At 40.8% G+C, this 24,399-nt stretch carries 32 protein-coding genes, 1 pseudogene and 1 riboswitch; of the genes and pseudogenes, 11 read left to right on the top strand and 22 right to left on the bottom strand.

Going from position 1 to position 24,399, the window contains the following annotated elements; genetic code table 11:
* Positions 1-779: 779 nt before the first annotated feature.
* Complete coding sequence (locus DSBG_RS06655) at positions 780-974, bottom strand: hypothetical protein (protein ID WP_068963396.1); 195 nt, start codon at positions 972-974, stop codon at positions 780-782.
* 231 nt (positions 975-1,205) lie between these two features.
* On the opposite strand from DSBG_RS06655, the gene DSBG_RS06650 reads away from it, so the two are divergent.
* From DSBG_RS06650 to DSBG_RS22950, 3 genes are all read left to right on the top strand, one after another.
* Positions 1,206-1,667 carry a hypothetical protein gene (locus DSBG_RS06650; RefSeq protein WP_068963395.1) on the top strand — a complete coding sequence of 154 codons (462 nt, stop codon included), beginning with the start codon at positions 1,206-1,208 and terminating at the stop codon, positions 1,665-1,667.
* Positions 1,668-1,840: 173 nt separating this feature from the next.
* Positions 1,841-2,059, top strand: coding sequence for an ATP-binding cassette domain-containing protein (locus DSBG_RS22955; RefSeq protein WP_176716201.1), 219 nt, complete (start codon positions 1,841-1,843; stop codon positions 2,057-2,059).
* Between the two features lie 36 nt (positions 2,060-2,095).
* A complete protein-coding gene (locus DSBG_RS22950) occupies positions 2,096-2,515 on the top strand; it encodes an ABC transporter C-terminal domain-containing protein (RefSeq protein WP_068963394.1) in 420 nt (139 codons plus the stop codon).
* A 144-nt stretch (positions 2,516-2,659) separates the two neighbouring features.
* On the opposite strand, the gene DSBG_RS06640 is transcribed toward DSBG_RS22950, so the two are convergent.
* Together DSBG_RS06640 and DSBG_RS06635 are read right to left on the bottom strand one after the other, a co-directional pair.
* Positions 2,660-2,962, bottom strand: a complete 303-nt coding sequence (locus DSBG_RS06640) for a DEAD/DEAH box helicase (protein WP_068963393.1) — start codon at positions 2,960-2,962, stop codon at positions 2,660-2,662.
* A 152-nt stretch (positions 2,963-3,114) separates the two neighbouring features.
* Positions 3,115-3,993, bottom strand: a complete 879-nt coding sequence (locus tag DSBG_RS06635; protein WP_068963392.1) for a LysR family transcriptional regulator — start codon at positions 3,991-3,993, stop codon at positions 3,115-3,117.
* Positions 3,994-4,246: 253 nt separating this feature from the next.
* Here DSBG_RS06635 and DSBG_RS23625 point away from each other — a divergent pair, with 253 nt between their 5' ends.
* Complete coding sequence (locus DSBG_RS23625) at positions 4,247-4,843, top strand: MFS transporter (protein WP_242877446.1); 597 nt, start codon at positions 4,247-4,249, stop codon at positions 4,841-4,843.
* 23 nt (positions 4,844-4,866) lie between these two features.
* Positions 4,867-5,697: an MFS transporter gene (locus DSBG_RS23620; RefSeq protein ID WP_242877444.1), complete on the top strand. Its 831-nt coding sequence runs from the start codon at positions 4,867-4,869 to the stop codon at positions 5,695-5,697.
* 201 nt (positions 5,698-5,898) lie between these two features.
* Here DSBG_RS23620 and DSBG_RS06625 read toward each other — a convergent pair whose 3' ends face one another.
* From DSBG_RS06625 to DSBG_RS06590, 8 genes are all read right to left on the bottom strand, one after another.
* Entirely contained in the window at positions 5,899-6,366 is a 468-nt protein-coding gene (locus DSBG_RS06625; RefSeq protein ID WP_491005712.1) for a DUF1697 domain-containing protein, read from the bottom strand.
* A gap of 557 nt (positions 6,367-6,923) precedes the next feature.
* A complete protein-coding gene (locus DSBG_RS06620; protein ID WP_068963391.1) occupies positions 6,924-7,211 on the bottom strand; it encodes a Dabb family protein in 288 nt (95 codons plus the stop codon).
* Positions 7,212-7,477: 266 nt separating this feature from the next.
* Positions 7,478-7,828: a DUF1048 domain-containing protein gene (locus DSBG_RS06615; RefSeq protein ID WP_068963390.1), complete on the bottom strand. Its 351-nt coding sequence runs from the start codon at positions 7,826-7,828 to the stop codon at positions 7,478-7,480.
* Between the two features lie 9 nt (positions 7,829-7,837).
* Positions 7,838-8,185 carry a DUF1048 domain-containing protein gene (locus DSBG_RS06610; RefSeq protein ID WP_068963389.1) on the bottom strand — a complete coding sequence of 116 codons (348 nt, stop codon included), beginning with the start codon at positions 8,183-8,185 and terminating at the stop codon, positions 7,838-7,840.
* Complete coding sequence (locus DSBG_RS06605) at positions 8,185-8,508, bottom strand: PadR family transcriptional regulator (protein ID WP_068963388.1); 324 nt, start codon at positions 8,506-8,508, stop codon at positions 8,185-8,187. Before DSBG_RS06605 ends, DSBG_RS06610 begins: the two co-directional genes overlap by 1 nt.
* Before the next feature lie 486 nt (positions 8,509-8,994).
* On the bottom strand, positions 8,995-9,291 hold the full coding sequence (locus DSBG_RS06600) for a ribonuclease toxin HepT-like protein (RefSeq protein WP_068963387.1): 297 nt from the start codon (positions 9,289-9,291) through the stop codon (positions 8,995-8,997).
* 14 nt (positions 9,292-9,305) lie between these two features.
* The gene (locus DSBG_RS06595; RefSeq protein ID WP_068963386.1) at positions 9,306-9,593 is read right to left on the bottom strand and encodes a putative quinol monooxygenase; all 288 of its coding nucleotides are present in this window, start codon (positions 9,591-9,593) and stop codon (positions 9,306-9,308) included.
* Between the two features lie 268 nt (positions 9,594-9,861).
* Positions 9,862-10,758: a DUF3102 domain-containing protein gene (locus DSBG_RS06590; RefSeq protein WP_068963385.1), complete on the bottom strand. Its 897-nt coding sequence runs from the start codon at positions 10,756-10,758 to the stop codon at positions 9,862-9,864.
* A 229-nt stretch (positions 10,759-10,987) separates the two neighbouring features.
* On the opposite strand from DSBG_RS06590, the gene DSBG_RS06585 reads away from it, so the two are divergent.
* Both DSBG_RS06585 and DSBG_RS06580 read left to right on the top strand, forming a co-directional pair.
* Positions 10,988-11,212: a DUF1659 domain-containing protein gene (locus tag DSBG_RS06585; protein WP_068963384.1), complete on the top strand. Its 225-nt coding sequence runs from the start codon at positions 10,988-10,990 to the stop codon at positions 11,210-11,212.
* A 35-nt stretch (positions 11,213-11,247) separates the two neighbouring features.
* On the top strand, positions 11,248-11,487 hold the full coding sequence (locus DSBG_RS06580) for a DUF2922 domain-containing protein (protein ID WP_068963383.1): 240 nt from the start codon (positions 11,248-11,250) through the stop codon (positions 11,485-11,487).
* A gap of 289 nt (positions 11,488-11,776) precedes the next feature.
* Here DSBG_RS06580 and DSBG_RS06570 read toward each other — a convergent pair whose 3' ends face one another.
* On the bottom strand, positions 11,777-12,166 hold the full coding sequence (locus tag DSBG_RS06570; protein ID WP_068963381.1) for an SLOG family protein: 390 nt from the start codon (positions 12,164-12,166) through the stop codon (positions 11,777-11,779).
* Between the two features lie 23 nt (positions 12,167-12,189).
* On the opposite strand from DSBG_RS06570, the gene DSBG_RS06565 reads away from it, so the two are divergent.
* Positions 12,190-12,861 carry an EFR1 family ferrodoxin gene (locus DSBG_RS06565; protein WP_083236758.1) on the top strand — a complete coding sequence of 224 codons (672 nt, stop codon included), beginning with the start codon at positions 12,190-12,192 and terminating at the stop codon, positions 12,859-12,861.
* A 168-nt stretch (positions 12,862-13,029) separates the two neighbouring features.
* Here the strand turns inward: DSBG_RS06565 and DSBG_RS06560 are convergent, their stop codons facing one another.
* The 6 genes from DSBG_RS06560 to DSBG_RS06540 form a co-directional block, all read right to left on the bottom strand.
* Complete coding sequence (locus tag DSBG_RS06560; protein WP_083236757.1) at positions 13,030-13,581, bottom strand: GDSL-type esterase/lipase family protein; 552 nt, start codon at positions 13,579-13,581, stop codon at positions 13,030-13,032.
* A gap of 182 nt (positions 13,582-13,763) precedes the next feature.
* Entirely contained in the window at positions 13,764-14,300 is a 537-nt protein-coding gene (locus DSBG_RS06555) for an O-acetyl-ADP-ribose deacetylase (protein ID WP_068963379.1), read from the bottom strand.
* 292 nt (positions 14,301-14,592) lie between these two features.
* Positions 14,593-15,345: a hypothetical protein gene (locus DSBG_RS06550; RefSeq protein WP_176716200.1), complete on the bottom strand. Its 753-nt coding sequence runs from the start codon at positions 15,343-15,345 to the stop codon at positions 14,593-14,595.
* Between the two features lie 142 nt (positions 15,346-15,487).
* A complete protein-coding gene (locus DSBG_RS22945) occupies positions 15,488-15,652 on the bottom strand; it encodes a hypothetical protein (RefSeq protein WP_176716199.1) in 165 nt (54 codons plus the stop codon).
* Between the two features lie 262 nt (positions 15,653-15,914).
* Positions 15,915-15,998: riboswitch (cyclic di-GMP riboswitch) on the bottom strand.
* A gap of 330 nt (positions 15,999-16,328) precedes the next feature.
* Positions 16,329-16,796 carry a pyridoxamine 5'-phosphate oxidase family protein gene (locus DSBG_RS06545; protein WP_068963377.1) on the bottom strand — a complete coding sequence of 156 codons (468 nt, stop codon included), beginning with the start codon at positions 16,794-16,796 and terminating at the stop codon, positions 16,329-16,331.
* A 17-nt stretch (positions 16,797-16,813) separates the two neighbouring features.
* On the bottom strand, positions 16,814-17,185 hold the full coding sequence (locus DSBG_RS06540) for a pyridoxamine 5'-phosphate oxidase family protein (RefSeq protein WP_068963376.1): 372 nt from the start codon (positions 17,183-17,185) through the stop codon (positions 16,814-16,816).
* Between the two features lie 115 nt (positions 17,186-17,300).
* Here DSBG_RS06540 and pdxR point away from each other — a divergent pair, with 115 nt between their 5' ends.
* Positions 17,301-18,716, top strand: a complete 1,416-nt coding sequence (gene pdxR, locus DSBG_RS06535; RefSeq protein WP_348980962.1) for a MocR-like pyridoxine biosynthesis transcription factor PdxR — start codon at positions 17,301-17,303, stop codon at positions 18,714-18,716.
* Between the two features lie 7 nt (positions 18,717-18,723).
* On the opposite strand, the gene DSBG_RS06530 is transcribed toward pdxR, so the two are convergent.
* Both DSBG_RS06530 and DSBG_RS06525 read right to left on the bottom strand, forming a co-directional pair.
* Positions 18,724-18,927 carry a ketopantoate reductase family protein gene (locus DSBG_RS06530; protein WP_242877442.1) on the bottom strand — a complete coding sequence of 68 codons (204 nt, stop codon included), beginning with the start codon at positions 18,925-18,927 and terminating at the stop codon, positions 18,724-18,726.
* A 178-nt stretch (positions 18,928-19,105) separates the two neighbouring features.
* Positions 19,106-19,462, bottom strand: coding sequence for a rhodanese-like domain-containing protein (locus DSBG_RS06525; RefSeq protein WP_068963374.1), 357 nt, complete (start codon positions 19,460-19,462; stop codon positions 19,106-19,108).
* 361 nt (positions 19,463-19,823) lie between these two features.
* Between DSBG_RS06525 and DSBG_RS06520 the strand changes: the two genes are divergently transcribed.
* Positions 19,824-21,020: an MFS transporter gene (locus DSBG_RS06520; protein WP_083236756.1), complete on the top strand. Its 1,197-nt coding sequence runs from the start codon at positions 19,824-19,826 to the stop codon at positions 21,018-21,020.
* 848 nt (positions 21,021-21,868) lie between these two features.
* On the opposite strand, the gene DSBG_RS06510 is transcribed toward DSBG_RS06520, so the two are convergent.
* Positions 21,869-22,651, bottom strand: coding sequence for a GGDEF domain-containing protein (locus DSBG_RS06510; protein WP_176716198.1), 783 nt, complete (start codon positions 22,649-22,651; stop codon positions 21,869-21,871).
* Between the two features lie 197 nt (positions 22,652-22,848).
* Here DSBG_RS06510 and DSBG_RS21680 point away from each other — a divergent pair.
* A pseudogene (locus tag DSBG_RS21680) lies at positions 22,849-23,013 on the top strand (flavodoxin family protein); the annotation flags it as partial.
* A gap of 131 nt (positions 23,014-23,144) precedes the next feature.
* On the opposite strand, the gene DSBG_RS06505 reads toward DSBG_RS21680, so the two are convergent.
* Complete coding sequence (locus tag DSBG_RS06505) at positions 23,145-24,200, bottom strand: aldo/keto reductase (protein ID WP_068963371.1); 1,056 nt, start codon at positions 24,198-24,200, stop codon at positions 23,145-23,147.
* Positions 24,201-24,399 lie beyond the last annotated feature (199 nt).

Genomic DNA, 24,399 nt, shown 5'->3' with positions numbered 1-24,399 from the left:
TAGCTATTATCTTTTTTTATTGCAGCTATATTAGATAAGCTGATTATGAAAAATAGTACTAATATCCCTTTTTGAATTTAGATATATTTATATATGTAATTATACTAAAAACAATCACACCAAAAGCAATTTACTTTAATTATTATTACAATTTATATACTTTGCGAATAAAGATTATTTTAAAATTTACACAGAGATAAAATTGGCCATAACAAAAAACTATTTGACAAATATATAATTTATATATGACATATGCCTAGGTATTGTGTTATCCTATACCTAAGGAACAAATCAATTAAATTAAGGGGGGATTTCAAATGCTATCAGGAATTTTGAGTATTATTGTAATGGTTGCTATTTATGGAATTGTATTTATAGATTATAGGCAACAGTGTCCATTGAAGACTAAAGATGTAAAATATATGTTAAATAGAGAAAGAGTATTTAAGTTGAATAAGCATACTACCTAAAGAGGTGAATACTGTGAATATGGCTAAATTAAGCTAATGTGTTTAAATAAACACCATTAGCTTTTTATTTTTATGAATTTCACTTAATTAAGGAGCATTTACTGAAGAAAAGCTTCGAGAATAATGAAACTAATGATTTATTATGTTCGATTGATGTCATAGCTCCGGCGTGTGACAATTCGTATAAAGGTTGTCCCAGAATCGACAGCGCTGTCGATTCTGGGACAACCTCAAACGTGTAAATGGAAATAAAACATAAAGGAGATAAAACCATGACACAGTTAAATTTGGGAGAGATAACAATCAAACCTATATGTTTCTGGCGGCAAGCTTCACTGGATCAGCCAAACGATTTAGCGCAGTATTTTCAAGCCATCTGATCTTCATATCTGCCCGTGCAACAAGGTTTCTTTCGCTGCTCCCAACTGACTGGTATCCCTCTGCGACTTCCTGGGGCAAACTGCGAAGGAGTTCGGCTGATACCACTTGTAATTCATTCCGCAAGCTTTTTGCACTATCTTCCAGTTCATTTATGTATTTGGTGAAAGCTGCTCTAAGACCTGTACGTAAGTACCATATTTATCAACGGAGTGAGCAATAACATTTTGTTATCTAAAATGTTATTGCTCACTTCCCGTCGCTGAATGTGGTTAGTTGAAATGAGGCCTTTCAGCATAAATATAATAGTGATTAGAAAGGAATACTAGAATTATTAAATTGTGGGAGATGTAAAATGTGGCAATAAAATATATTCCTTTCATTTACACGTTGATTTTTGCTGTAATTCTCGTTTCAGCAGTACCTAAAGCTAATATACGCAAATTATTAATTTACGGAATTATTTTTGGAGCAATATTTGATGTTGTACTCGTTAGTATAGCAAATATTACTGGATCATTTAGATATATTAATTATGAGCCTTACGGACTAATAGGCATTCATTTTCTGGCACCTATTAGTTGGGCTATCTTCTTTATATTATATTTTTACTTCTTGCCCAACAAGAGATCTTATATCTATCTATATGTGGTTTCTGGCGTATTTTATAGCATGATGTTCTGCCAAATGATTACGAAACTTGGCGTTTTAAAACTTTCGCATGGAATAATAGACTCAATTATACCATTTGTTCTTTGGTTTCCTTTGGCAACTTGGGGTTATTTAAAATTAGTAAAACATGATTGTGAACATCAATAAAAGAATTAGTTTGTAGGGATAGACCCGACGATCACTTAATAATGCCAGACCGTTCTGAAAAACGACCTGGCTTATATTGCCCCGTACACTTTGTTGTGTACCCCATGTCAAGGACAATTTGAGTTTTTGAGATTCCAATCAAATGGGTATTTCTGTTATACTAAACGTGCTTAATGAACATAATTATTGATTTTAAACACATCAAACTATCTTTTGGTGCCAATGAAGTGCTTACCGACGTCTCCTTTGAAATCAAGCAAGGAGAACTAGTCGGTCTAATAGGCCGTAACGGAACAGGAAAGTCCACAATTTCAAAATTAATCATAGGATCCCTTCAACCACTGAACAAGGGCAAATCGCCATACGCAAAAATACCAGGATTGGTTTCTTAGCTCAGGCCCCTGAATATGACGACAAAATGAGCGTCTATGAAGTATTGGAACAGTGCTTTCAATATCAATCGTTTGGCTCACAAGGTTTGGGTGCTTGACCAAGGCGAGATTACTGCGTACTTGGGGAATTATAATGACTATCTGGAAAGAAAGAACAAACAAATTATTAAGATCGCAGGTAAAACAGACAGTCCGGCAAGCCTTGCTAATAAACGGGGACAGCAAGTTAAAGCGTCTGTTGCCAAGGCAACTAATCCGTATAAATCAGCCACTCAACTAGAAAAGGAAATAACAGCACTGGAACAACAAATTCTCCATATTGAGGCTCAAATGTCTGACCCTGCAATTTCTTTTGACTCATCAAGACTTGCTTTGTTTCAGCATGAACGAGAGACTATTGAAAGCCGGCTTAATTTATTGTACGAGAAGTGGGTTATGATATCTGACAAGGCCTAGATAATAGGGTTCCCTGATAAAATCCATATGTGAGCCGGTTGCATATTTTACAGTCTCTGGGTATAATATAAGAAAAGGACTGACGTGTTGCAAGCACGCCAGCCCGGCAGATTGTCTAACCAAACGGTTAGCCCGAATTACTGGTTATAAGAAATAACCGCGATCCTTGGCAGGGGCGGTTATTTCTTTTTCACCATCTTCAACTCGTTCCAAGGACTTGGCTCTTTCTATTGGATCAAGCAGACCATTAATGGTAACGGCTTCTGTAATACCCACTTTTTCCAGATTATCGACCTGGTCTTTCATTAAAGATTGCAAAGGAGAAATTACCACCGTCAAACCCATGGAGTTGATCCCACCCATCAAGGCCGGCACCTGAAAAGTAATTGACTTCCCTCCACCCGTTGGGAACACTTCTTTTACATGCAAATACTTGGGGGTAACCATCCTCTTATAAGTACGTTTTTCTTCATATAAGTAAACAGCTGCCCTCCATTGATAACAACAATGAGAGGGCAGCTGTTTATGTGGTTAGTAGGCTGCGGCTTGAGTGTTTGAAGATTCATCGTCAAGATAAAGATTGAATCATTCCTCTTATTCTAAGTATTATCCGCAACATGAGCGGTCATTTCTTTTACTTTATCAATAAACTTTGTAAGCGCACTGGACATTACTATTTCTTTATGCCGAATAAAGAAGATTTTTGCAGTACTATACCGTGTAGGAACTTGGAACGACTTAAGTAAACCGTTTTCTTCAAACTTTTTGATGGAGGATTGAGGAACAAAGGAAGCTCCCAAATCCGCTATCACACCATCAATAATGGAATCAAGATTATTGAATTCCATATAACGAATATTACATATTCCCTCGGATTGGAGCCACTCCTCCAGTTTTGTTCTGTTTGGACAGCCGACGGTATTCATTAGAAAAGGCTTGGAACAAATTGTCTTTAAATCATTGTTAGCAGAATTAGCAATTAGGACAAGGTTTTCCTCATATACAAGTTCCTTAGTGATATTATCATTATTAAAGGATATCGTCTTAACAAATGCACCATCCAGCTGAAAATGAAGAATTTTATTGATCAGTTCATCGACATTGGAAGTAATAAGGGATAAATCGACATTAGGATACTCTTTATGATATTGGGAAAGAATTTCAGGAAGCTTTAGAGAAGAAACATAATAGCTTGTACCGATAGATAAACGTCCTGTTGGCGTCCCAGAATCGGTCATTTCCTTTTGTGCTTCGTTAAGCATATGCAAAATTTTTATGGTATAGGGAAGAAGCCTTTCACCGGCCGGAGTGAGTATCATTCCATGCTGTCTATAAAATAAAGGCGTTCCTAATTCTGCCTCCAACTGCTGAATTCTTGCCGTAACATTCGACTGTACATACCCTAGTTTATGCGCTGCTTTCGTGATGCTTCCTTCTTGAGCAACCGCCCGAAATACTCGTAAATCACCACTCTCCATTTGGTATACTCCTTATTATCAAATTTGGTGATGAAATATATATTCAATATCATCAGACATGATTCCCGCTATGTAGATTATATGTATCATTTTTAGTGAATGTCAATATCATTTATAATCGTTTTACGAGATATATAAATTCAAATATACTTATCTCATCTTAAAGAAAGAATTGAAGAGTAATGAGAAATTTGGTGCAAGATGTTCTTAGCATCAGTTCTAACTTTTTCATTTCTGCGGAGGAGAGATTAGTATGACAAAATCACATTCAAACAAATGGATTATCCTGCTTGTAGTTACGCTTGTTTCCTTTATAACGAACGTTGACTCTACCATTGTAATTATAGGACTTCCAAAGTTGATGCAAGGACTGAATATGTCGATAGAAGTTGGCTTATTATCTATTACTTCATACATCATAGCAAGTACGGTACTGTTGTTACCTGCTGGGAGATGGGCTGACATTATCGGGACGAAAAGAGTATTTATATTGGGTTTTTCTATCTTTACAATTGGTACCGTTCTTTGCGGAATTGCCTCGTCTGAGATTGTCTTGATTTTGTACAGGGTGATTCAGGGATCAGGTGCTGCATTGGCATTGGCAACTGCCACTCCTATTATTATAAAAACTTTTCCGGAAGAACAGCTTGGATTGGCACTGGGTATCAATGCTACCTCTTGGGTAATCGGTGCATTGATCGGACCTGTGGCCGGGGGAGTATTAATTAGCAGCTTCGGCTGGCGTTCCATTTTTTTTGTAACCGTACCGTTTGCCTTGTTTGGAATTATCGGTGCTGCTATCGTTTTAAAAGATAACGAGATTTTAAAAAAACAAAAACGGATTTTTTAGGGATATTCACTTTTGGACTCGGATTGACCGCTTTAATGATAGTCCTTTCAGAGGGACAATCCTGGGGTTGGATGTCTGCTCCGGTTCTTATATTATTTGGAATCGTCATTATTATGTGGGGTGCATTCCTGGCTATTGAGCTGCATATTCAATATCCGCTTTTTAATTTAAGACTGTTTCTGTACCTTAAATATTCTATAGGTTTGGGCATTACATTGTGTTATTGTATTGCATACTTTTCAATAACACTGCTACTATGTATTTATCTTCAGGGTGCATTGCATTTAAAAATTATGGATGCGAGTTTATTAATGATTTCTTTATCTGTGCCACAGCTCATTATGGGGCCTCTTGGGGGAAAACTTGCTGACCATTTCGGCGCGACACGTATGATGGTAACAGGTCTTATATTTTTAATACTCGGGATGTTTGCACTGGGACACCTTGGGTCACAGTTGAATAAGCTGTTTGTTGTTATTCCTTTAGTGGTTATGTCAGTATCCAATGGGATTGCGTGGCCATCTATAGCCAAAACTGTATTATCTTCTGTACCGCAAGAACAAGCGGGGTCAGCCTCAGGGATGTTCTACACGCTTTATAATTTAGGTCGAGCCTTAAGTCAAACACTTGCAATATTAGTGATTGAGATCAGTGTTCCACCAGCTATTGTAACGAAATCAATTGTTGGGATGGCTGATTTTGCAAATTTGCAGGTAAACGAAGATTTGATTCGTTCCATCGACTTTGGTTTCTATTTCTTTATCATCTTTTTTGCAGTAGCATTTTTATTAGGGCTATTTCTTTTTTATCAGCATCAGAAAGAAATAGTACCAAGGTTTTCTTCCAAGAATTAGCTCTTAATTATAAGTCCTAATAGTTTTGAAAATGATATTACTTGTTCAGGGGAAACAATACATCCATCTAGATCATCGACGGTAACACCTAAGCCATCTACTCTACAAGTGCTTAAATCAATTCCCGGCCATTGCTAATAATCCCCCTAGTAAATGAATCTTCTGATTAATTTCGCTTCTTTCCTCTTTTGAATTATGGTCTTAAATCAAGTGAGCGAGACTGGTGCCGGTGACAAGCTTCGAATTCCGAATACTATGATGGAATAAAAGAAATACCTCTCGTCCTATTATTTGATAATGCTCACTTTCGTTTTGGTAAGCGTTCAAGTTTTCAATCTTTTCTTGCGAAGGAGCATGGGTTAACAGTGCTACATATTGACACTCTGCATCCGAAGATGACTCCGCTTCAGCTACTTCTTCCATCGAGAATGGGCAATTCCCAATAATCTGTTCCAATTCAGCAGCGGTTCTCAATACAACTGTAACGGGTAATCTAAAACTCGCTTCAATTGCTTGCTCAATTTTTTCTCGTAAAATTTCCTCCGCCTCATTTGATTTAAATAATACGTTACCGCTTTGAATATATGTTTTTACCTCACAAAGTCCAATCCCTTCAAATACCTGTTTCAACTCCACCATTTTGATAATATTTTTTCCGCCTACGTTTATTCCTCGCTACAGTGCTGTGTAAATAGTCATAATTACAAGTCCTCCTTGTTAGAAGTCAAATCGCAATATCCTACAATGGTTACATTGCAGGGTATTGCAAACAAAAGTTATGCTCATAATCTTTCCTTGTTAGGACTGGTGTCATTCAATAAAAAGTCTACCCAAGCGAGCCCAAGTTCATCGGTATTTTCTTGCCAATACTGCAGACGATTACAATACATGAATATCACTCCGCCGAAATCTCTTTCCGCTCCTTTTTACGTCGTGCCTTTTCCAGGCGTTCTTGATACATCTCTCGAATCCAAATACTCACAGGTGCCTTCCATTGTTGGCTTGGGCTGGGGATATTTTTGATCAGACTTCTGGGGTTTAATCCCAGTTAGCGACAATCGCAGGAAGGTAGCTCAGGTAATCTTTACTGATCTTAATGGTGGAGAAAAGTAAAACGAGTGGTACTTTAGAAATAACCTCTGAAGAGCTTACGAGAGTTATCAACCTAGGTTCCGGAGGAGGCAATGGTGCGATGCCCAAGGAGGATGAGCGCCTGGGTGGGTGTTTTATAATTTATAACATACAGCCGCACCAGTCTCCATTACCTTTAAAATATATTTTGACACCTCAACATGAACAGGATGAACCAAATAAGCGTCCATATCTTCCATCGAAGCAAACTTAGTAATCAACAGAATGTCATAGGACGATTCACCATGGCGAATATCTACTTCTACCTGCAAATCACGAAGAACCTCAATTTTTCCTTTCATGCCCAAGAGAGCAGTTCTTGTTTCCTCAATAATCTCATTGTTCTGTTCCTTTAATTTGATGAGTAAATTGTTTATTATCATTTTTTTACCTCTCCATCATTTGTATAATACCTGTTCCAAAAATAGCTCTTTGCATACCGAAGTCTTATATCAATCCTTTTTCCGTGGCGACACCGAACACATTTGTCCTGATCTACCTGAATAAAATTTTCTCCAATCATATTCAATCTCATTCACCAGCCTATCCGCAACGCAGTGCAGTGATCTTTTGATTTATGACCACGAAATAAAAATCAATTTCGCAGGCCTTTCACTTCAATTGCTTTTTCCATCCCGCTATCCCCCGTTTACTTTGGTTTATCCGTAACCTTTTTCATGGCCTTGTTAACTTCTTGCTCAACAGATTCTTGATAGATTTCAGCGTAAGTTTTTGAATCTTTGATAAGATCGTCGCAGAAAGCCGCTACGTCACTGCCCGTCACTTCGAGCACGCCTTTCCCCAAGGCCGCGCCCTCTTGAAAAAGATCGATAATCCCCGAAAGTAAACTCGTCTCGTCGGTTAGCGTGGCAGGGCCGACCTTAAAGAGATATTTTTGAATTTCTTGATACACAATCTGATAATCTTGCGGGAGCGCTTTGACACGCGCCACGTGCGCTCGCCACTTTTTTTTGCCTTCGATGATATCTTGTATGCTCATTTTATCCTCCTATTTACCTAATTTTTTGGCGATATTATTGTTGAGTTGCTCGCGCCACTTGTCGCGATAAGACTTTGCCCCTTCTTCGCCGGCCAGCGCTGAACAGAAGCCTTTGATATCGTCACCCAAAACCTCTTGGACACTCTGACCGTCCGCCGCCGTTTCTTCGAGCAGGCCAAGCACACCGTCAAGAATTGGCATGAGGTTGCGACCGGTGAAATCTGAGTACGACCAAAGATTGGCATTAATTTTTTCCCATGCCGCTTGATAATCAGCCGGCAGCTTTTTGGCTCGCGATTCAAAAGTTTTCAATTCTTTAGTCATGTCGCTGCCTGTGATTTTTTCCCAATAATTCATTATATTTTCTCCTTTAACTTGTTGATTTTTGAGGATACGAACTCCCATCTTTCCCAGAACTTCTGTAGTTCCTTGCGCCCCACGTCGTTGAGCGCGAAAAACTTTCGTGGTGGTCCCATATCGGATGGCTTTTTCGTAATTTCCACCAACTTGTTTTTCTCAAGCCGCACCAAGATGGTATAAACTGTCCCATCTACAACGTCCGAAAATCCGAGGGCGTTCAGCCGCCGCGTGATCTCGTAACCGTAGATTTCCTCATGGCTAATGATTTCAAGAATGCAGCCTTCAAGCACCCCTTTGAGCATTTCCGTAGTGTTCTCCAACGTAATCCCCCTTGCTATTCTGTATGACTTGTATTCGGTATTACTTACTACTAGTATATAGTAACACGTAATAGCGCGATAGTCTATAGGTATATTTTTTATGAACCTAAATATCTATCTATGTAATTTGTGTAATCATTTAATTTTGATTCCTCTGTGATTGCGAGAACAGTACTCGGTATTTGCTGTTTATACGCAATGGGCACCATGTAATACGGCGTGATAGATAGGTGTTCAACTAACTACCTTTGATATTATTACTGCTTTTGGATTGTTCACAGGCATTGTACAGAATAATTGCGACTCGAAGGCCATCTGAACGAAAACAAGGTGCTCCGCGTTAAAGGCGAAGCACCTTGTTTATCACTGAGCAGCTCGAAAGGACCTTCTAAGTTAGAAATCAGGAGATGGGTTTCCCTTAGTGCTTCGTAGAACTGAGAAGGTGAAATAGTCCATTATCCAGAAAGATGGCTGCTTACGTTTTCATTACTGAATTTGCTTATGCCAATGGTTACCACTAGGGATTTTGCCATCAATATTTTTCCCGATTGTTTTAAATATGTTCTCAATTCCATTATAAAAGGAATGCAGGATTGAACCTATTGCGGTAAGTTCGATTAAAGTTGGTTCCTCCACTTTACTCTTCTCCAATAATTCGCTGAAGGAAGTAAATAATTCATCGATTTGCTTTATCTCGAAAATTATTTGAGATCGTAAAGTAATGGAGGCTTTCGCATCAACACGCGAAGGCCTCCTCTTACTTATTACTTTTATGTTTGGCATCTCGTTGCAACCTATTAAACTTCTTCAAGAAATTTAACCTGGATCTTACCCTCTAGTAGGTCTTCAAACTTTTGGGCTGCTGCCTGAAAATAAGTCGAACTCCCATGGGCTCTGAAGGCCTCTTTATCCTTGTACTTTTCAAAGAAGATTATTTCAGTTGGGTCATTCTTTACCACATGGGGTATGTACATCAAACAGTCTTTTTCCTTAGCAAGAACTTCTTTGGCCAAATGACTACAAATTTCGGTCACTTCGGCCTCTTTGCCAGGTTTTACTTTTAAGGTTGCCAGTAACGTCAACAATTCCAATCAACTCCTTTGTTTTTCCACTCGGAACGCTGTGTATTCGGCTTCGGTCAAAGCCATTTATTGGTTTAAATCTTTAGTAACTCTATTCAACATCCAGGCAATTTCTCCTTCAAGCGATTATTTCTTCCCGCCCCACACGGAAAAGGAGAGCTCCTTGCGCGGCTCCCCACGGATCTGCTCCAGTTCCACACCGGTAACTGCTTGCTGGCCTAACTCAGGAGTTTTTTGATTTGTTCGGATTACGACTAGGTAGCCGCTGGATCTAACCCTTCTCGGACTGGGTCGTATTAATCGATAGATTTGTCCTGATAACGGGAGGCCATACTTTGAGCCTCTTCGCCATGTTTTCAACAATCATACTCACCGTCTCCCTGTATTTTTCCTTCGCCTCCGAATCCGTTCTGTCTAAGGCGGTGAGCATTTTCAGCAGCTCATCGTAGGCTTTGATCATGTTATCGCGGTGAATGGTGAATTGTGCTTCGGCCGTCATCAGAGAGGATTTGGTTTCCACGGTTTTGAGCTTTTTCTCCAGTTCGGCAATTTTCCTGGCGGACGGGACCTCTTCTTTGGCCGCCTCCAGCTCCCTTTGCTTTAACGTGACTTTTTCCTGCTCGGCGGAGTATTTCGACTTGTAGTCGTTCACCTGTTGCACCAAGCTTTGGGTCTGAGTGGTTAATTGGGCGAGTTCGCTGCTTTTCAAGATCAGGTCATTTTGGAGGTCTTTTTTCTCCTGAATAGCCTGGTCTCTGTCCTTGACAGCCTGTTGCAATTCCACTCTGGTCATGCTCTCGACATCGTGCTCGGCGATAAACTCCTCCCGCTCCTCTTCCGGGATCCCCAGGAGGATGAGTGCCTGGGTGTAGGTCAGATTCGTCACCGGTGACGAATCTGACAAGCCGTCACTATCGGGGGAGGCAAGAAGTTTCGTCCCGTACTCTTCACAGACCTGCATTAACCTATCGGCCGTTCGCTGAGAGTAACTGACCGATTCCTTCAACCACTTGCCCCATTCTCCATAGGGAAGTAGATCCTTAGCCTCCTTCAGGCGACGGCCAATCTCAATGGCTCCGGCAAGGAGGATCTTCCCGGTCTGGTGCCTGATCGTGTTTATTTCAGCCGCGATCACAAGCGGCGTGCGATCTGTGATCAAATCCTTCATAAGACTATCTGCCCTTTCTGTAACTTTATTCACAGAATATGGGGCGAGGCTTATGCGTGTGACAAACTTCATTCAAATGGCTTATTAAAGAATCTGAATAGGAAGCGGGAGCCTTACTTTTTTATAGGTCGGCCGCAGACTGTAACCTCCGGACAAACAGGATCATAAAATAAACGGACGAGCTGATTTCAAAGCGGCCCGTCAATAGGTCGGAAAGGATGTGAAGACGATGGCGGTAAGTACAACATCTTTAAATTCAACGCTGATTGTAAAATACCAGACCGGGACCACGCCCACCGGCGGCCCGGAACTCAAACAGAAAAGCCTGAATTACCTGAAGGCTGACGCCTCCGAACAGGATGTTTATGATGTGGCGGCAGCTTTACTCAGTCTGGGACAGCACCCGGTAACGAACGTGCTCCTGAGGAAAAATTTTGAGCTACTCAATGAGTAACCCTCAGGAAAATTTGCGGAAAAAGAGGTGGTACTATGGCTGTAACGACGAATAAGGTGGTAAGGTTAACGTTTACAACTGCCGGCGGCAAAACGTTTGCCATCACCATCCCCGATCCGAGGGAAGACCTGGATAAGGCTGAGGCCGAAGCCGTTATGGACACGATCATTCAGAAGAATGTATTCCTTACGCCCAGCGGCGAGCTGATCGGAAAGCGGGATATTAAGATTGTTGGAACCACGACCAACGACTTATACGACCCGCCGCAAGCTTAGGTAGAGTAAAAAAAGAAAGGCGGCCGCGTGGCCGCCACTTCTCGCCTAACTTGTGGCAAGACAAACTAAGCGCCGGCATATAGCTAGACCCACCCATGCTCCGGACCTCTGATCATCCTGCAGAGAAACTCCGCCGGAGAGGCCACCTCCAAAGAGTCCAGAATCTGCACCTTTCTCCCTGGAAATTTTTCCGGAACGTATAACACATCCCTGATGACTGTCGGTTCGTCATTCGTAACACCCCAGCTATGGGCTAATAGGGTTCCATTGGGCTGTGCCGCTAGTTTTTTCAAATCGGTCGCACTTCATAGGTATTGGAGTCAATCAGAATCACAATCTTTCCCAAGGTGCGAGCAATAGAAAGGAGTTTCCCCGAACTGCCGGATTTGCCGTTCCATACTACAAGCACATAATTACTCTGTTTGACCATGTATTCCTTTTTCTTTCTGATACAATCCTTACTATAATGATGCTGCAGTAGAGTTTCCTTATCGCATCGTTCAACAATAGAGAAGTACCTATCACGCTGCGCTATCGTCCAATTTGCAGCCTGATCCTCACAGGGAATAACGCATTCCAGGGTAACTTCGGGATAGTCCCTTTTAAGGTCAAGGACGATTTCTGCGAAAAACTGGCCTAGAAATAAATCAACACCGCTGATGAAATGAGTAACTTCCATAGCTTAGTCCAGAACTCATCTCAATGGATATACAAAAACAAGCCGTTAATTCAGAAGCCGTAGGCTTAATTTTTCCTGTACATATTTGGGGTGTACCCAAACGAGTATTATCTTTTTTGGATAAGCTGAAATCTATTTCTCCTAGATATATTTTTGCTTTAGCTAACAATGCTGGTCAAGTCTCTAATACATTAGTACAATTAAAGAAGGAAATGGCATTCAGGAATTTAACTTTATCCAGCGGGTGGTCTATTATAATGCCTTCCAACTACATACCCTGGGGTGGTCCAGGTTCCCAAGATAAACAAAACGAACGATTTCAGGTTGCTGAGTTGAAGCTAACTACAATAACCGAGAAAGTACAAAGCAGAATTGAAATGCCCGTTGAAAAAGGGCCTCTTTGGCAAAGAATTGTATTCACTTGTCTATATAAATTATCCTTGCCGTATGTTCATAAAATGGACGCTAAATTTTGGACAGATGAGAAATGCAATCATTGCGGTGTTTGTGTTAATATCTGTCCAGCTCAAAACATTGATATTCAATATGAGAAATTAACCTGGCATAATCACTGTGAGCAATGTTTAGCATGTATTCAATGGTGTCCGAAAGAATCATTACAATACGGCAAAAAGACTCCTGTTTATCCCAGGTATCACCACCCCGAAATTAAACTGAGAGATTTAATGAACTAACGCAGCTGTTGTCTAATCTTTAATCTCACAGTCTTCTTTCATGTAAAACGACCCTCAAATGTTACCATCTTTTATAAGCTCCATCCAACGCATCCCTTCAGCTTTCCGGTTCGCTGAGCGCCTTTGGATTAGTAAGGGCATCCCAGAACCGATAAGGTCGCCGTAATATTAATGTGGCGCTACTAATCCCACTAAGCTGTGCAAAGCCGTTTCTCCCATTAATTTGTATCCCTCAATACTTGGATGAACTTCATCCACATAAAGTTTTTCTACTCGACCTTCTTGGACAGCTGTGAAAAACGGAGCCCAAAAATCAATGAACATGATATTTTCTCTATTTATATAATGTTTTAGCCAATCCCGATATTGAGACATTAACATTTCTTCTTTTATCAACAAGAACGGTAAAGGTAAACCAACGATTGGAATGATCCCTTGATGTTGACTCATTTCTATCATTGCTTTAATGTTAGCACTTACGCAATCCGGAGAAAAACCAGTTAAGGCATCATTAGCCCCTCCAAGAATTATCACGTGTGTAGGATTATCCGAAAACACATCCCGCTTAAAACGCTCTCGCATCCCTTGCGTTAGATCACCACATACTCCTTTATTTACTATCTCAATTTTTAGTTCTTTAGCCACATATGCCACCCAAGAATCATCATGGCTAAAAGGATATCCTTCTGTAATTGAATCTCCTATAGCAACTATTTTCATGAATTCATCCTCTTCCAAGAGTCGTTTGAATAGAACAAGTACAATAACTATTCGTAAAGCATTGCTGTTAAATCATATCACCCAGTATCCCTTGATCACTACAATCCCAATATACTTTCGCAAGTGGCTGCCATCCTTTGGAAAGCGAGAGGGGAACCGATTCTGCTCAATCACAGAAATTTTTATCCAATACAATTCTTTTCTTTTAGCAACTTTTCATAAAGCTCGTAATTTGTGCGGTCATGACAAACAAATATTACCTTAGAAACTTTTTTAGCATTTTTCAGGAAAACCGTTACCTCATCTATAGCTATCTCCGCAGCTTTTTCTTTTGGATATCTATAAACACCAGTGCTAATATTAGGGAAAGCTATGCTTTCAATTCCGTTCTCTACAGCTACCTTCAATGAATTCTTATAACAGTTCCTTAATTTTTCACTTTCACTTTTTGCTCCACCGTGCCAAACTGGCCCAACCGTATGAATTACGTACTTTGCAGGTAGTTTCCCAGCAGTAGTTATTACTGCTTCCCCTGTTTTGCAACCACCTTGTTTATCTCTAATTTTTATACATTCCTCTAAAATTGCTAGACCTCCAGCCTTATGTATTGCTCCATCTACTCCTCCACCACCCATTAAACTATTATTGGCGGCGTTCACGATGGCGTCAACTGAAACCCTTGTGATATCTCCTTGGTGTATTTCAATTCTATCATTCATAATCGCCCCTCCAACTTCTATCACTATAATTGGTTACTCACCTAGCCCTTTGCGATATAAGACACACATCCATGTTCTCTAGTACCCCTTTTTCCCTTTCATCCCAGCGCAGACTTAGTAAAGAGCCTTCCCCCGGGAAGCGCGAGAATCGATTTCCCCGCTTGACCCATCAGCTATCCTTTATAATGGCGGCTATTTCTTCTTGAGGTTAGCGGGGCGCAAACGGCTGGGAGGTGTACTCTCCCACCGCCTTCATATTGCCCTATGAGGTGGCATGTATAATGCGAAAGACTTAACGTCTGTAATTGCTAAGAAAATGATCTATGCGTGTCCTTGTACTCCTCCCTGGTTGGTCTGAAAACTTAATTGTTACCCATCCATCCTCTTGAGCAGTTATTGTTGCAATCACACCGGAATCCATTTCCAGTTCAAGCTTTCCGCCTACACTCCTGCTGGATGGGCTGTTTTTCTCAGGAGACTCTTCTGTGAAAACCCTGCTCCATGCTGTATAAAGAAATTTTTGAAGAATGGCTATATATCTGCGCCCATCTTCCGGATGCATAACAAAAATATAAGAGCGTTGGGTTCCCTTATGATATGTAAGGATATATAGCCTGGCATCAGGTAGATATTCAATCATTTCATTCTTAGTTTTATCCCACTGCTCCCAAGTTCGACGAGCCTTCTGGCAATAATAAACAACATTCTGACCTCTATTATAATAATCTACAATTTCCGAAGGGCAAATATACTTCTCTGAATTTTTACTGCCTTTAGACTTCGCACCAATCGGCCCATTATCAGGATCACAAAAAACAAGCTCTGCATCCCTCAAAGCTTCTAACGCATTATGAAGCCACGCATCACGGTTTTCTCTTGAAATAAGCTTATGATAAAAGCATGCTGAGGAAAATATCTCTGCTTGCTCAATCATCGATACTGACTTATCTTCGAACACAACTACCTTCTTTAATAAATCAAACAGTTCCGAATCAAGATATCGTTCTATTGGCGATACTGTTGCTGTCCCCCTGAACATCATCATCCCGTGAAAGGCGGCAATAGAGCGCCGTTACAATGTTTGACTGACTTTGCATATGTCCTCCTTCCCGGCAGTCAAACGAATATTACACTTCTATTATACCGCCGTTGACCGCTCGTGTTAAGGATGTCGAGGACACAGCGCCTCATGGTTTTATGCTTTTCCGCTCTCGATCTTGAAGAATCAAGCGAAGGATTTTTCCTTGAATATCCACCGCTTTGGCATTCTCCGTAAAGACGGGAGCGACCTGATATAGCGTATTGCCAACCTGATATTCGATCAGGCGCTTGTTTTCATTTTTAGCTTCCATAGCGTTTTTCCTTTCCCCTTACGGTAAGGAAAGGTTTAAGGGCAACGCCGTCATGACGCTGCCCTTAAACCTTTTTGCGCACTTCGGGCCAACTTGGCCCGAAGTCAATAGGGGCTGTCGCAATAATGCCTCCTCCAAGCGAGTTTAGAGGACTGTCTGATGGGCAGAAGAATAAGTCCGCCAAACCCACATTTTTTTTGTAGGTTCGTCAGACTGACCTTTTTCAATAAAAAAGGTCAAGACTTAAACAGGTCTTGACCTTTAGTGCAACCCGGCGATCATCGTTTACAACATTAGACCCGTAGCTTTGCGTCCCCGTCTTTCGACGGGTTTGCTATGCGTTATTCAATTATGATAAGGCGTAATCAGTCCATACTAAAAGCGTCTCGCGCCCAATTGTAGTTTTTTCAATAGCCTTGCCGACACCAATCAAATCGGCCTTTTCCTGACAAAGAAGTACCTCAGCTCAGCTTCTTCTACTTTGGTAATGCCACCTGTGAGGATGACGGGAATAGAAATAGTTTTCTTATTACTTGGAAGAGTGATGAAAAATAACCCGGTTCCGTGTGATCTGAAAACGGATGCCTGCAAAGGCGACCTGATATGTCCAAAACATCAACGCCCAACAGCCAAACTCACGGTTAGTGTAAGCTTGGCTGTTGGCTTGCATAAAATATTAGTTTTTCAGATTCCTTTTGCCGCTTATATTATCAATTTTCATTTCCAATACTGCAACTGCCGGAAGTAATCTCTGAATTACTTCGCCCATGCGACCTAAAGTCTGTGGCTTCATTTTTTTGCAAAGCTGCGCGAGTCTCTTTATTTTTTCTCCCGCATCGGTAACAAGAGACATCTTTCCCGACACGATAACGCTTTTGTAATAAGCTGTGAATTGGTCGCTACTAATTTCATAGTACCCTACTATTACAAACGATGCCCCATTGTTTTCACTGACATTAGCAAGTTTACGACCAAATTTTGCACCATGAAAAAATATTGAGTTCTCTTCCTCGGAATAAATATAATTGACAGGAACACCATAGGGAACACCATCCGCAGAAGCAGTGGATAGAACACCAAAAGTACATTCCTTTAACAAAGCAATTGCTTCATTAACTGGGAGTATTTTATCAGATTTCTTCATAGTACCTCATTTTTGATTTAAAGGGTTTGCTTGATCGTTTGTGGCGTGATTTCCAGCACTCGGTTCAGAAACGGAAACTTTTGTTTCATCGTCTCATATTCCGGCCCGGATTCCACAAAATTAGCCGTTCCATCGATATGAAAACCTGCGCCCATTGACCGCAACCCCTGAACCTCTCTGCTGCCTAAAGTAAGCTGAACTCTGTTGTTCAGTTCAGCATCTTTTTGTGTGCTTTTCATCCCAGCGGCAGGAATCAAGATTTTGTTATCGTCTGTGATTGTAAGATAGGAATTCCACGTATTTACGACGTGTGGTTCACTCCCATCACCAGACACAATGGAAACAACACCTTCATGAGAAATGACTTCCCGAAATTTTTCGTTTAACATTATATGATCCTCCTAACACTATTGATTTGCTTACAGCAGTAGTATAAAATATAATTGGACTATTCAAAAGTGCCAATTATAAATATTTTATAGGATACAGTTGAGAGGCAAACAAATGATGATTTTATTAAATCCTAACAGCAATACACCATTGTATATGCAGATTTACCAAGAAATCAAAAACAAAATTCTTATCGGCGATTTGTCTCCAGGCTACAGACTACCATCTACAAGACTGTTGGCTTCAACGTTAGCCGTTGCCCGAAACACGATAGAAAATGCATATCTACAGTTGACCGTAGAAGGATATCTTGAGAGCAAACCAGGCAGCGGATATACAGTACAAAAAATCTTTGACTTGAACGTGACGAACAGCTTCAAGCCTCAAGCAAAATGCGATAATGTAACCATACTCAATTCGAATTACGATAAATCATTGTTCCCTTATGACTTTGAGTATGGGCACCTAAACCCTGACGATTTTCCAATGGCGATATGGAAAAAGCTACTAATCAAGGCGTTGAACGATTTGACGGCGGACCGTCTTTCAATGTATGGGGAGAAAAAGGGAGAACCAGGTCTGCGAAATATTATTTCCGACTATCTAAGAAAGTCAAGAGGCCTCTCATGTGACCCCGATCAAATCGTTATCATTGCAGGTACTGCATACGGGTTATTGATTTTAAGCCAATTACTGAAAAACCATTCTGAAAGTATTGCTTTAGAAGATCCGGGGTATCACATTGTACAAGAGGTATTCAGGCAGAGCGGTTTCAAAATAGCTGCGATCGACATTGAAGATGATGGATTAAATCTCACACAATTAGAGAATAGCCCGGCCCGCATAGTCTACGTGACGCCATCGCATCAGTTTCCGAGCGGAGCCGTTATGCCAATTCAAAAAAGGTATCAATTATTGAATTGGGCGAAAAAAAATGATGGAATTATTATTGAAGATGATTACGACAGTGAGCTGCGGTATAATTCTAGACCGATCCCTTCCGTTGCCAGTATTGAATCCAATGGGCACGTCGTATATATGGGAACCTTATCAAAGGTGCTTTCCCCCAGCTTACGGATAAGTTATATCGTTCTCCCATCAAAATTAGTGCCTCTTTACGATTCTCTGTTTAGCTCATATCCATCTCCGGTCTCAGTCACTGAACAAAAGGCACTGGAGATGTTTATGAATTCGAATCAATGGGAAAATCATTTACGACGGATATGTGCCTTGAACAAAAAGAGACATGATTTACTCGTTCAGTCCGTTAGGGAGATATTGGAGGATCGTGTTATCATACATGGTGAAAATGCAGGTTTGCATATTGTGTTAGAGTCAAGGAAAGGGCTTTCTGAGCGGGACATGATTGAAAGGGCAAAGCAAAAAGGCGTGTTGATCTATCCCGTTTCTCATTTTTGGATAAATCCCGCAAACTATTCCGGCAACATGGTTTTATTGGGTTTTGGAAATCTATCCGAAAGTGACATCGTAAACGGAGTAAAAAAGTTACGTGAGGCATGGGATCAATAGATAATGACTATTTATATCCAAAATATGTAGCGATTTTTCTGTAGTTCGATAATTCAATTCCACAATTATCGGCGATACGTACAACATCATATATGAGTTCATCTATCTCACTGGTTTTACCTGCGGCCATATCTTTCTGCATAGAAGTCGTCGTATTCGGAGTAAGTCCCGAAAGAATTGCTAAATTCTCACGAATCAGGTCAGTATTCATTTGTACTCGGCGAAACTTGTCGTTTCGCGAAGGTTCCTGTATCCTACGCGGAACGACAAAAAATGACAACCCGTTAGCATGTTCCGCTGAGCACTTCATTTCCTTGAGGCTTTATAGCTTCCACATAATAAAGAGCTAAAACAGCACCAAAAGTGCGGCTATAAATGTTAGGGATTGGTTATTTTTTGATCAGTTTTCCTGCTTTAAGCCAAGCCTTCATGCCACCTTTCAGATGGAATAACTGCTTATAATTATGCTTTATAAATACCCTAGCAGCAGCCAGGCTGCGATGACCTGAACGGCAAACGAGGATAATAGCTTGATCCGGTTTATAATCGCGAGTAAATCTGCTTGGGTTGATCAACGGATAGGATTTCGCACCGTTAATGTGACCGCTTTGATATTCCAAGGATGTCCGAACATCGATAAGAATACAACGAGGATTCTCTTTCATTTTTCTTTCAAGATCTTCAGGAGTTAGTTCGATCAGTTCCTTAGGGCGTCGAAAATGATTCAAAATATCTAGTAAAGTCATGTAATTCTTCCTCGTAACTTGCCCCTACTGCGCCAATAATAATCATTCATGCAGAACTAGCTGTTATGCTCGGGACCGATATCACAACGTTGATGCAGGCTATCACATACAGGCAATAGTTGTATTGGTGCGTTTCTTGTCGAACACCAAATTGTAAACGCTTTTCACCAATGGCCCATTGTTAGTTTCTTTTATTAAAGCCCATTAAATAAATTTCTCTTGTTCACGATGTTTTTGTGTGGAGATGCTATTTCCTAAGTCGTCAAGACTTGACGTTAAGGGTTTTAAAAGCATATTATTAAGATTGTTGATATTATCAAAATTAATCTTAATAATACCACAATAGAAACGGAGTAATATTTTGGAAGAGATAATTACTGGTGAAAAATTATGGACTAAATCCTTTGCTATTATTATGATTGTGAATATTATAGCTTATACTTTGATTTACATGTTAATGGCAATACTGCCTTTATATATACTACATATTGGTGGCAGCAAATTTATGGCAGGAATTATCTCAGCAGTGTTTACTTTTACATGTTTTATTACACGTCCGTGGTTTGGTAATTTGCTGGATGGTAAGGGAAGAAAGACTATATTGCAAATAGGAAATGTAATATTATTAATCTCTATTATAGGTTATAACCTGTTCAACTCTACTAGCATGCTTTTGATATTGAGGGTAATACAAGGTATCGGGTGGTGTGCAGTAAGTACCTCCACCAGTACTATAGTTTCAGATTTAATTCCGCCCTTTAAAAGATTTGAAGGGATAGGATATTATGGTATGTCAACATCTATTGCCTTAGCTATCGGTCCCGCTCTTGGGCTGTACATTGTAGAGAATTTTAATTATTCTACATGCTATATTGTAATAGCTTTTTCGGAGATAATCGTGTTGGCTCTGGGATTTCTATTAAATTATGAGCAACAAAAAAAGGGAAAAAGAATAACAAAATCAAATCAATCACCAGTGATTTTTGAAAAAAAAGCTATTCTGCCTTCAGCTATTTTTTTCTTTGTTGCTATAAGCTACTCTGGAATTTTGACCTTTATCCCTTCATATGCAGTTTATACAGGCATAAAGAACATCAGTATATTTTTTATTGTATTTGCAGCAGCATTATTCATAACAAGACCAACTACAGGCAAGATTGCTGATCGCATTGGGGCTTCAAAAGTAATTTTACCAGGTTTGGTGCTTATAATAATATCCTTGTTATTATTAACTAAATCTACTTCACTTCTTATGTTTTTAGTTGCAGGGGTACTTTATGGTCTTGGTTATGGCTCAGTTCAACCTGTTTTAAATGCATTAGTGATTACTTTCGCACCTGTTGAAAGAAGAGGATCGGCAAATGCAACGTTTCTTGCTGCAAACGATATTGGTATGGGGATTGGCGCTATAATGTGGGGATTAGTATCTCAAAACTTAGGATTTGCGTATATATACCTGTTCTCATCTGTTTTAATTGCTTTATCAATGATTGTTTACTTAGTACTATTGAAACATAGAATAAATATCCATGCAAACTCGTCCCCAGAAACGACATAATATACCAAAGATCAATAAACTGTGGTCGGAATTAATCTGTTCAGAAGTAGTAACAGGTCAACCTCTGCACGGTTTGATATCAAGATCGCTGGTGCCATTATAAAGGAACAGGGTTAATCTTGAAATAGAATGGAAAAATGCGGCTTTTAACTCACCTGATGGAAAACAAACACGATTCGTGATCTTAAATAAATATGATAACTGTTGGAAAATTGATGGGTTGGGCACAGGACCATAACAAGTTAGAGACTACCTTAACAAAAAGGTAGTCTCTAACTTGTTACATGGCGATGACCTGCTTTCCCAATGAAACCTAAGGGGGACTGTAGACCGCAGGTCGGAAAAAGACCCGGAAGACGAACTTCGAAAGCCTTTTCCGACCCGAGCAAAAACGGGTATATTTCGTAATAAGATGGACTATCTCTACTAATTCCACCATTATCCTTTATTCCCTGCATAAAGTAGCAAAAAATAACCCACCGCAAACGCCCAAAACGCTCCGGTGGGTGCAATGTTAAACATCAACAGCTGGTAATTCACGAAGGTAAGATGTAGCCCTTCTAGGCCTTACACTACACTTTAACCATTTTTCAAGGTTGCATTCTTCTTTTTCTTCTTAGGCTTTGGAAGCGGAATTAACGGCTCAAGTATTGTTATGATTTTTTCCCCATTGTACTGTCCCTGCAAACAGCTCATCCCCCGGATTAAGGACTATTTCTCTGTCCTCAAAGCAAGCTGTGTACTGACAAAATCGTGCCTGTGCTTTTTTTGACTCCCTATCGGAATTGCAAGTCCAGAAAGCCATTTGGCTAAAGTTCCCTAGCGAAAAACCGTTTGGGGCATGGTCGTCAGTGGTTACCAAGTTGAATTCGGTTTCTCCCTAATCTCTTGGCCTCATAAAGAGCATCATCGGCGACTTTTATCCAGTTATCCAGAGTCTTTCCAGACTTAAATTCAGCCACTCCTATGCTTACTGTCATTTCACCAACCTCTGGAAAGTCATAAGTTTCAACAAGATGTCTTAATTTCTCCGCCATCTCCATGGCACTAGAACCCCCTGTGTGTTTAGCCAACACAATAAATTCTTCGCCTCCCCAGCGAGTCAGTGAGTCGACCTTGCGAAGGTTGTTTTGCAGCAGTTTCGCCAATTCAGACAAAACAGCATCTCCAACTAGATGACCATACTGATCATTGATCTTCTTGAAATGGTCTATGTCCATAACAATAAGTGAACATACTTCTTTGTAGCGCTCGGACCGTTCGATCTCTATAGCAGCTTCCTTTTCAAAGTGACGTCGGTTCCAAGCCCCAGTCAATTTGTCTGTTAGGGACATCCGCTTCAATTCGTCATTGGCCCGCTTAATTTGATAATTGACGGCTTCTAGTTCATCATTGCTCGCAATCAATTCCTGTTGAGCCATAGTACGTTCGTAGATTTCCTTATCGAGCGCAGCATTACTTTCCTCCAGTTGTTGGGTTCGTTCTACCACTTTCTGTTCAAGCTGGGTATTCAAGAGACGAAGACTGTCTTCAGCCCTCCTTTTTGCGGAATTTGAAAGGACCAGCAATGCAATAAGAAAACCTTCCAGAATAATAATCGTTACGCCCGCAATGATATACTTATAGTACATTTCCCATACATTGTATTCCCTGTACATAATCTTGCTATTTGAGGGCAAGCGGCTTTCATCAATACCGAAGCGCTTTAGTTCCCGCCAATCAAATATGTATTGCCCGTTTGTAACTGGCTTTGGGGAGATATCTGATAAACTTTTCCCATTTGTCAGTTCGCGAATTACTTCAGCGGTCTTCTGCCCCAAAAGCTCCGTACATTGATTATACGAAGCAAATGTTTGAAATCCTGGAATTCAGTGTTAAAGAGGTACCTGTTATTACCGATATGCGAAATGGCCCAGCATGTGAACGAGAAGATCTGCGCACGAGCTTGAAGAATTTTGGTTCAGCATTGGTTTTGGAAGAATCTCAGAAATAATTGGGATAACGTAGTTACGGATAAGCTGGGGTAAGTTATTATACCTAGCCCAATTTTTGATGATTTACCAAAAATGCTCGATGGACCCGCACTTCGAGTAGACTTTAGTAGTACAGCTCCATTTATTCAAATCATTTAGAAGAAGTTGGAATTGCAATTTTGATTCCAACAGTTGCCGCCATTTGAGCGATTGCTTTCGGATCAGAATTTTTAACGTTCACGTCAACACGAGGAGTGTATGGTGCCTCCAACCGCGCAGCTTCTTCATCCGTCAGCTTGATCGAAAGTGCTGCAATTGCATCGTCGATATGGCTAGTTTTGAGTGCCCCAACGATAGGTGCGGCAACAACTGGATTACGATACAACCAGGCCAGCGAGATCTGTGCTCGGCTTATCCCACGTTCCTCTGCGACATTTCCAATCGCCTCAACGATTTTCTGATCGGCTGCCGCAGTTGCCTCAAAATACTTATCGGCACTTGCTTCGGACTCCGAGCGGGCTGTGGTCTCACCCCACGCACGAGCCAGACGGCCACGGAAAAGCGGGCTGTAAATGATGGTCTGAATACCCTCGTCAGCACAGAGCGGAACCATTTCGTTCTCTTCCTCACGAGCAACCAAATTGTAGTTGTGCTGCATCGATATAAAGCGTGCCCAGCCGTTCATTTTCTGGATATGAAGAGCTTTGGCAAACTGCCACGTCCTCATTGTGGAGGCACCCAAATAACGCACTTTGCCCATCTTGACGATGTCATGGAGTGCTTCCAGTGTCTCTTCCCACGGAGTAAATGGGTCAGCGCGATGAATCTGATAAAGATCGATGTAATCGGTCCCAAGACGTCTTAGGCTGTTATCAACTTCGGTCATGATCGTCTTGCGCGAGAGACCGAACGCGTTAGGGCCAGAACGCATGGGAGCACCAAGTTTTGTGGCGATGACGATGCTCTCACGTTTCGCGAACTCCTTGAGCAGCTTCCCGATGTTTTCCTCACTTGTCCCTTGCGAATATAGATTGGCGGTATCAAAGAAGTTAATGCCGGCCTCAAGCGCATATCTGACCACGGGTCGGCTACCTTCCTCGCCGAGTGCCCAGGTAGGGTGTCCAAGTGAGGGATCTCCAAAACCCATACAGCCAATGCAGATCGGTGAAACCTCAAGACCAGAGTGTCCGAGCTTAATATATTGCATATATACCTCCTGAAAACTTGTTGTATTGTTTCAACTCCTCTGTATACCAGTGCTTTTAACACTCAGGTTTCCAGCCTTAAAGTGTTAGAAATGTACTTCCTTGATTGCTGTTCCTCGCATCAAGATATAAAGTCTAGTTTGAAGCACTAGCAAATCTCATTGAAACTACACTAACTTTACCTCAAATGCTCAGACAATC

Source organism: Desulfosporosinus cupriresistens (genome assembly GCF_001707885.1).
In the GTDB taxonomy this organism is placed as follows: Bacteria; Bacillota; Desulfitobacteriia; order Desulfitobacteriales; family Desulfitobacteriaceae; genus Desulfosporosinus.
Note: the sequence above shows the minus strand (reverse complement) of the source record. Positions and strands in the feature narration are given on the sequence as shown.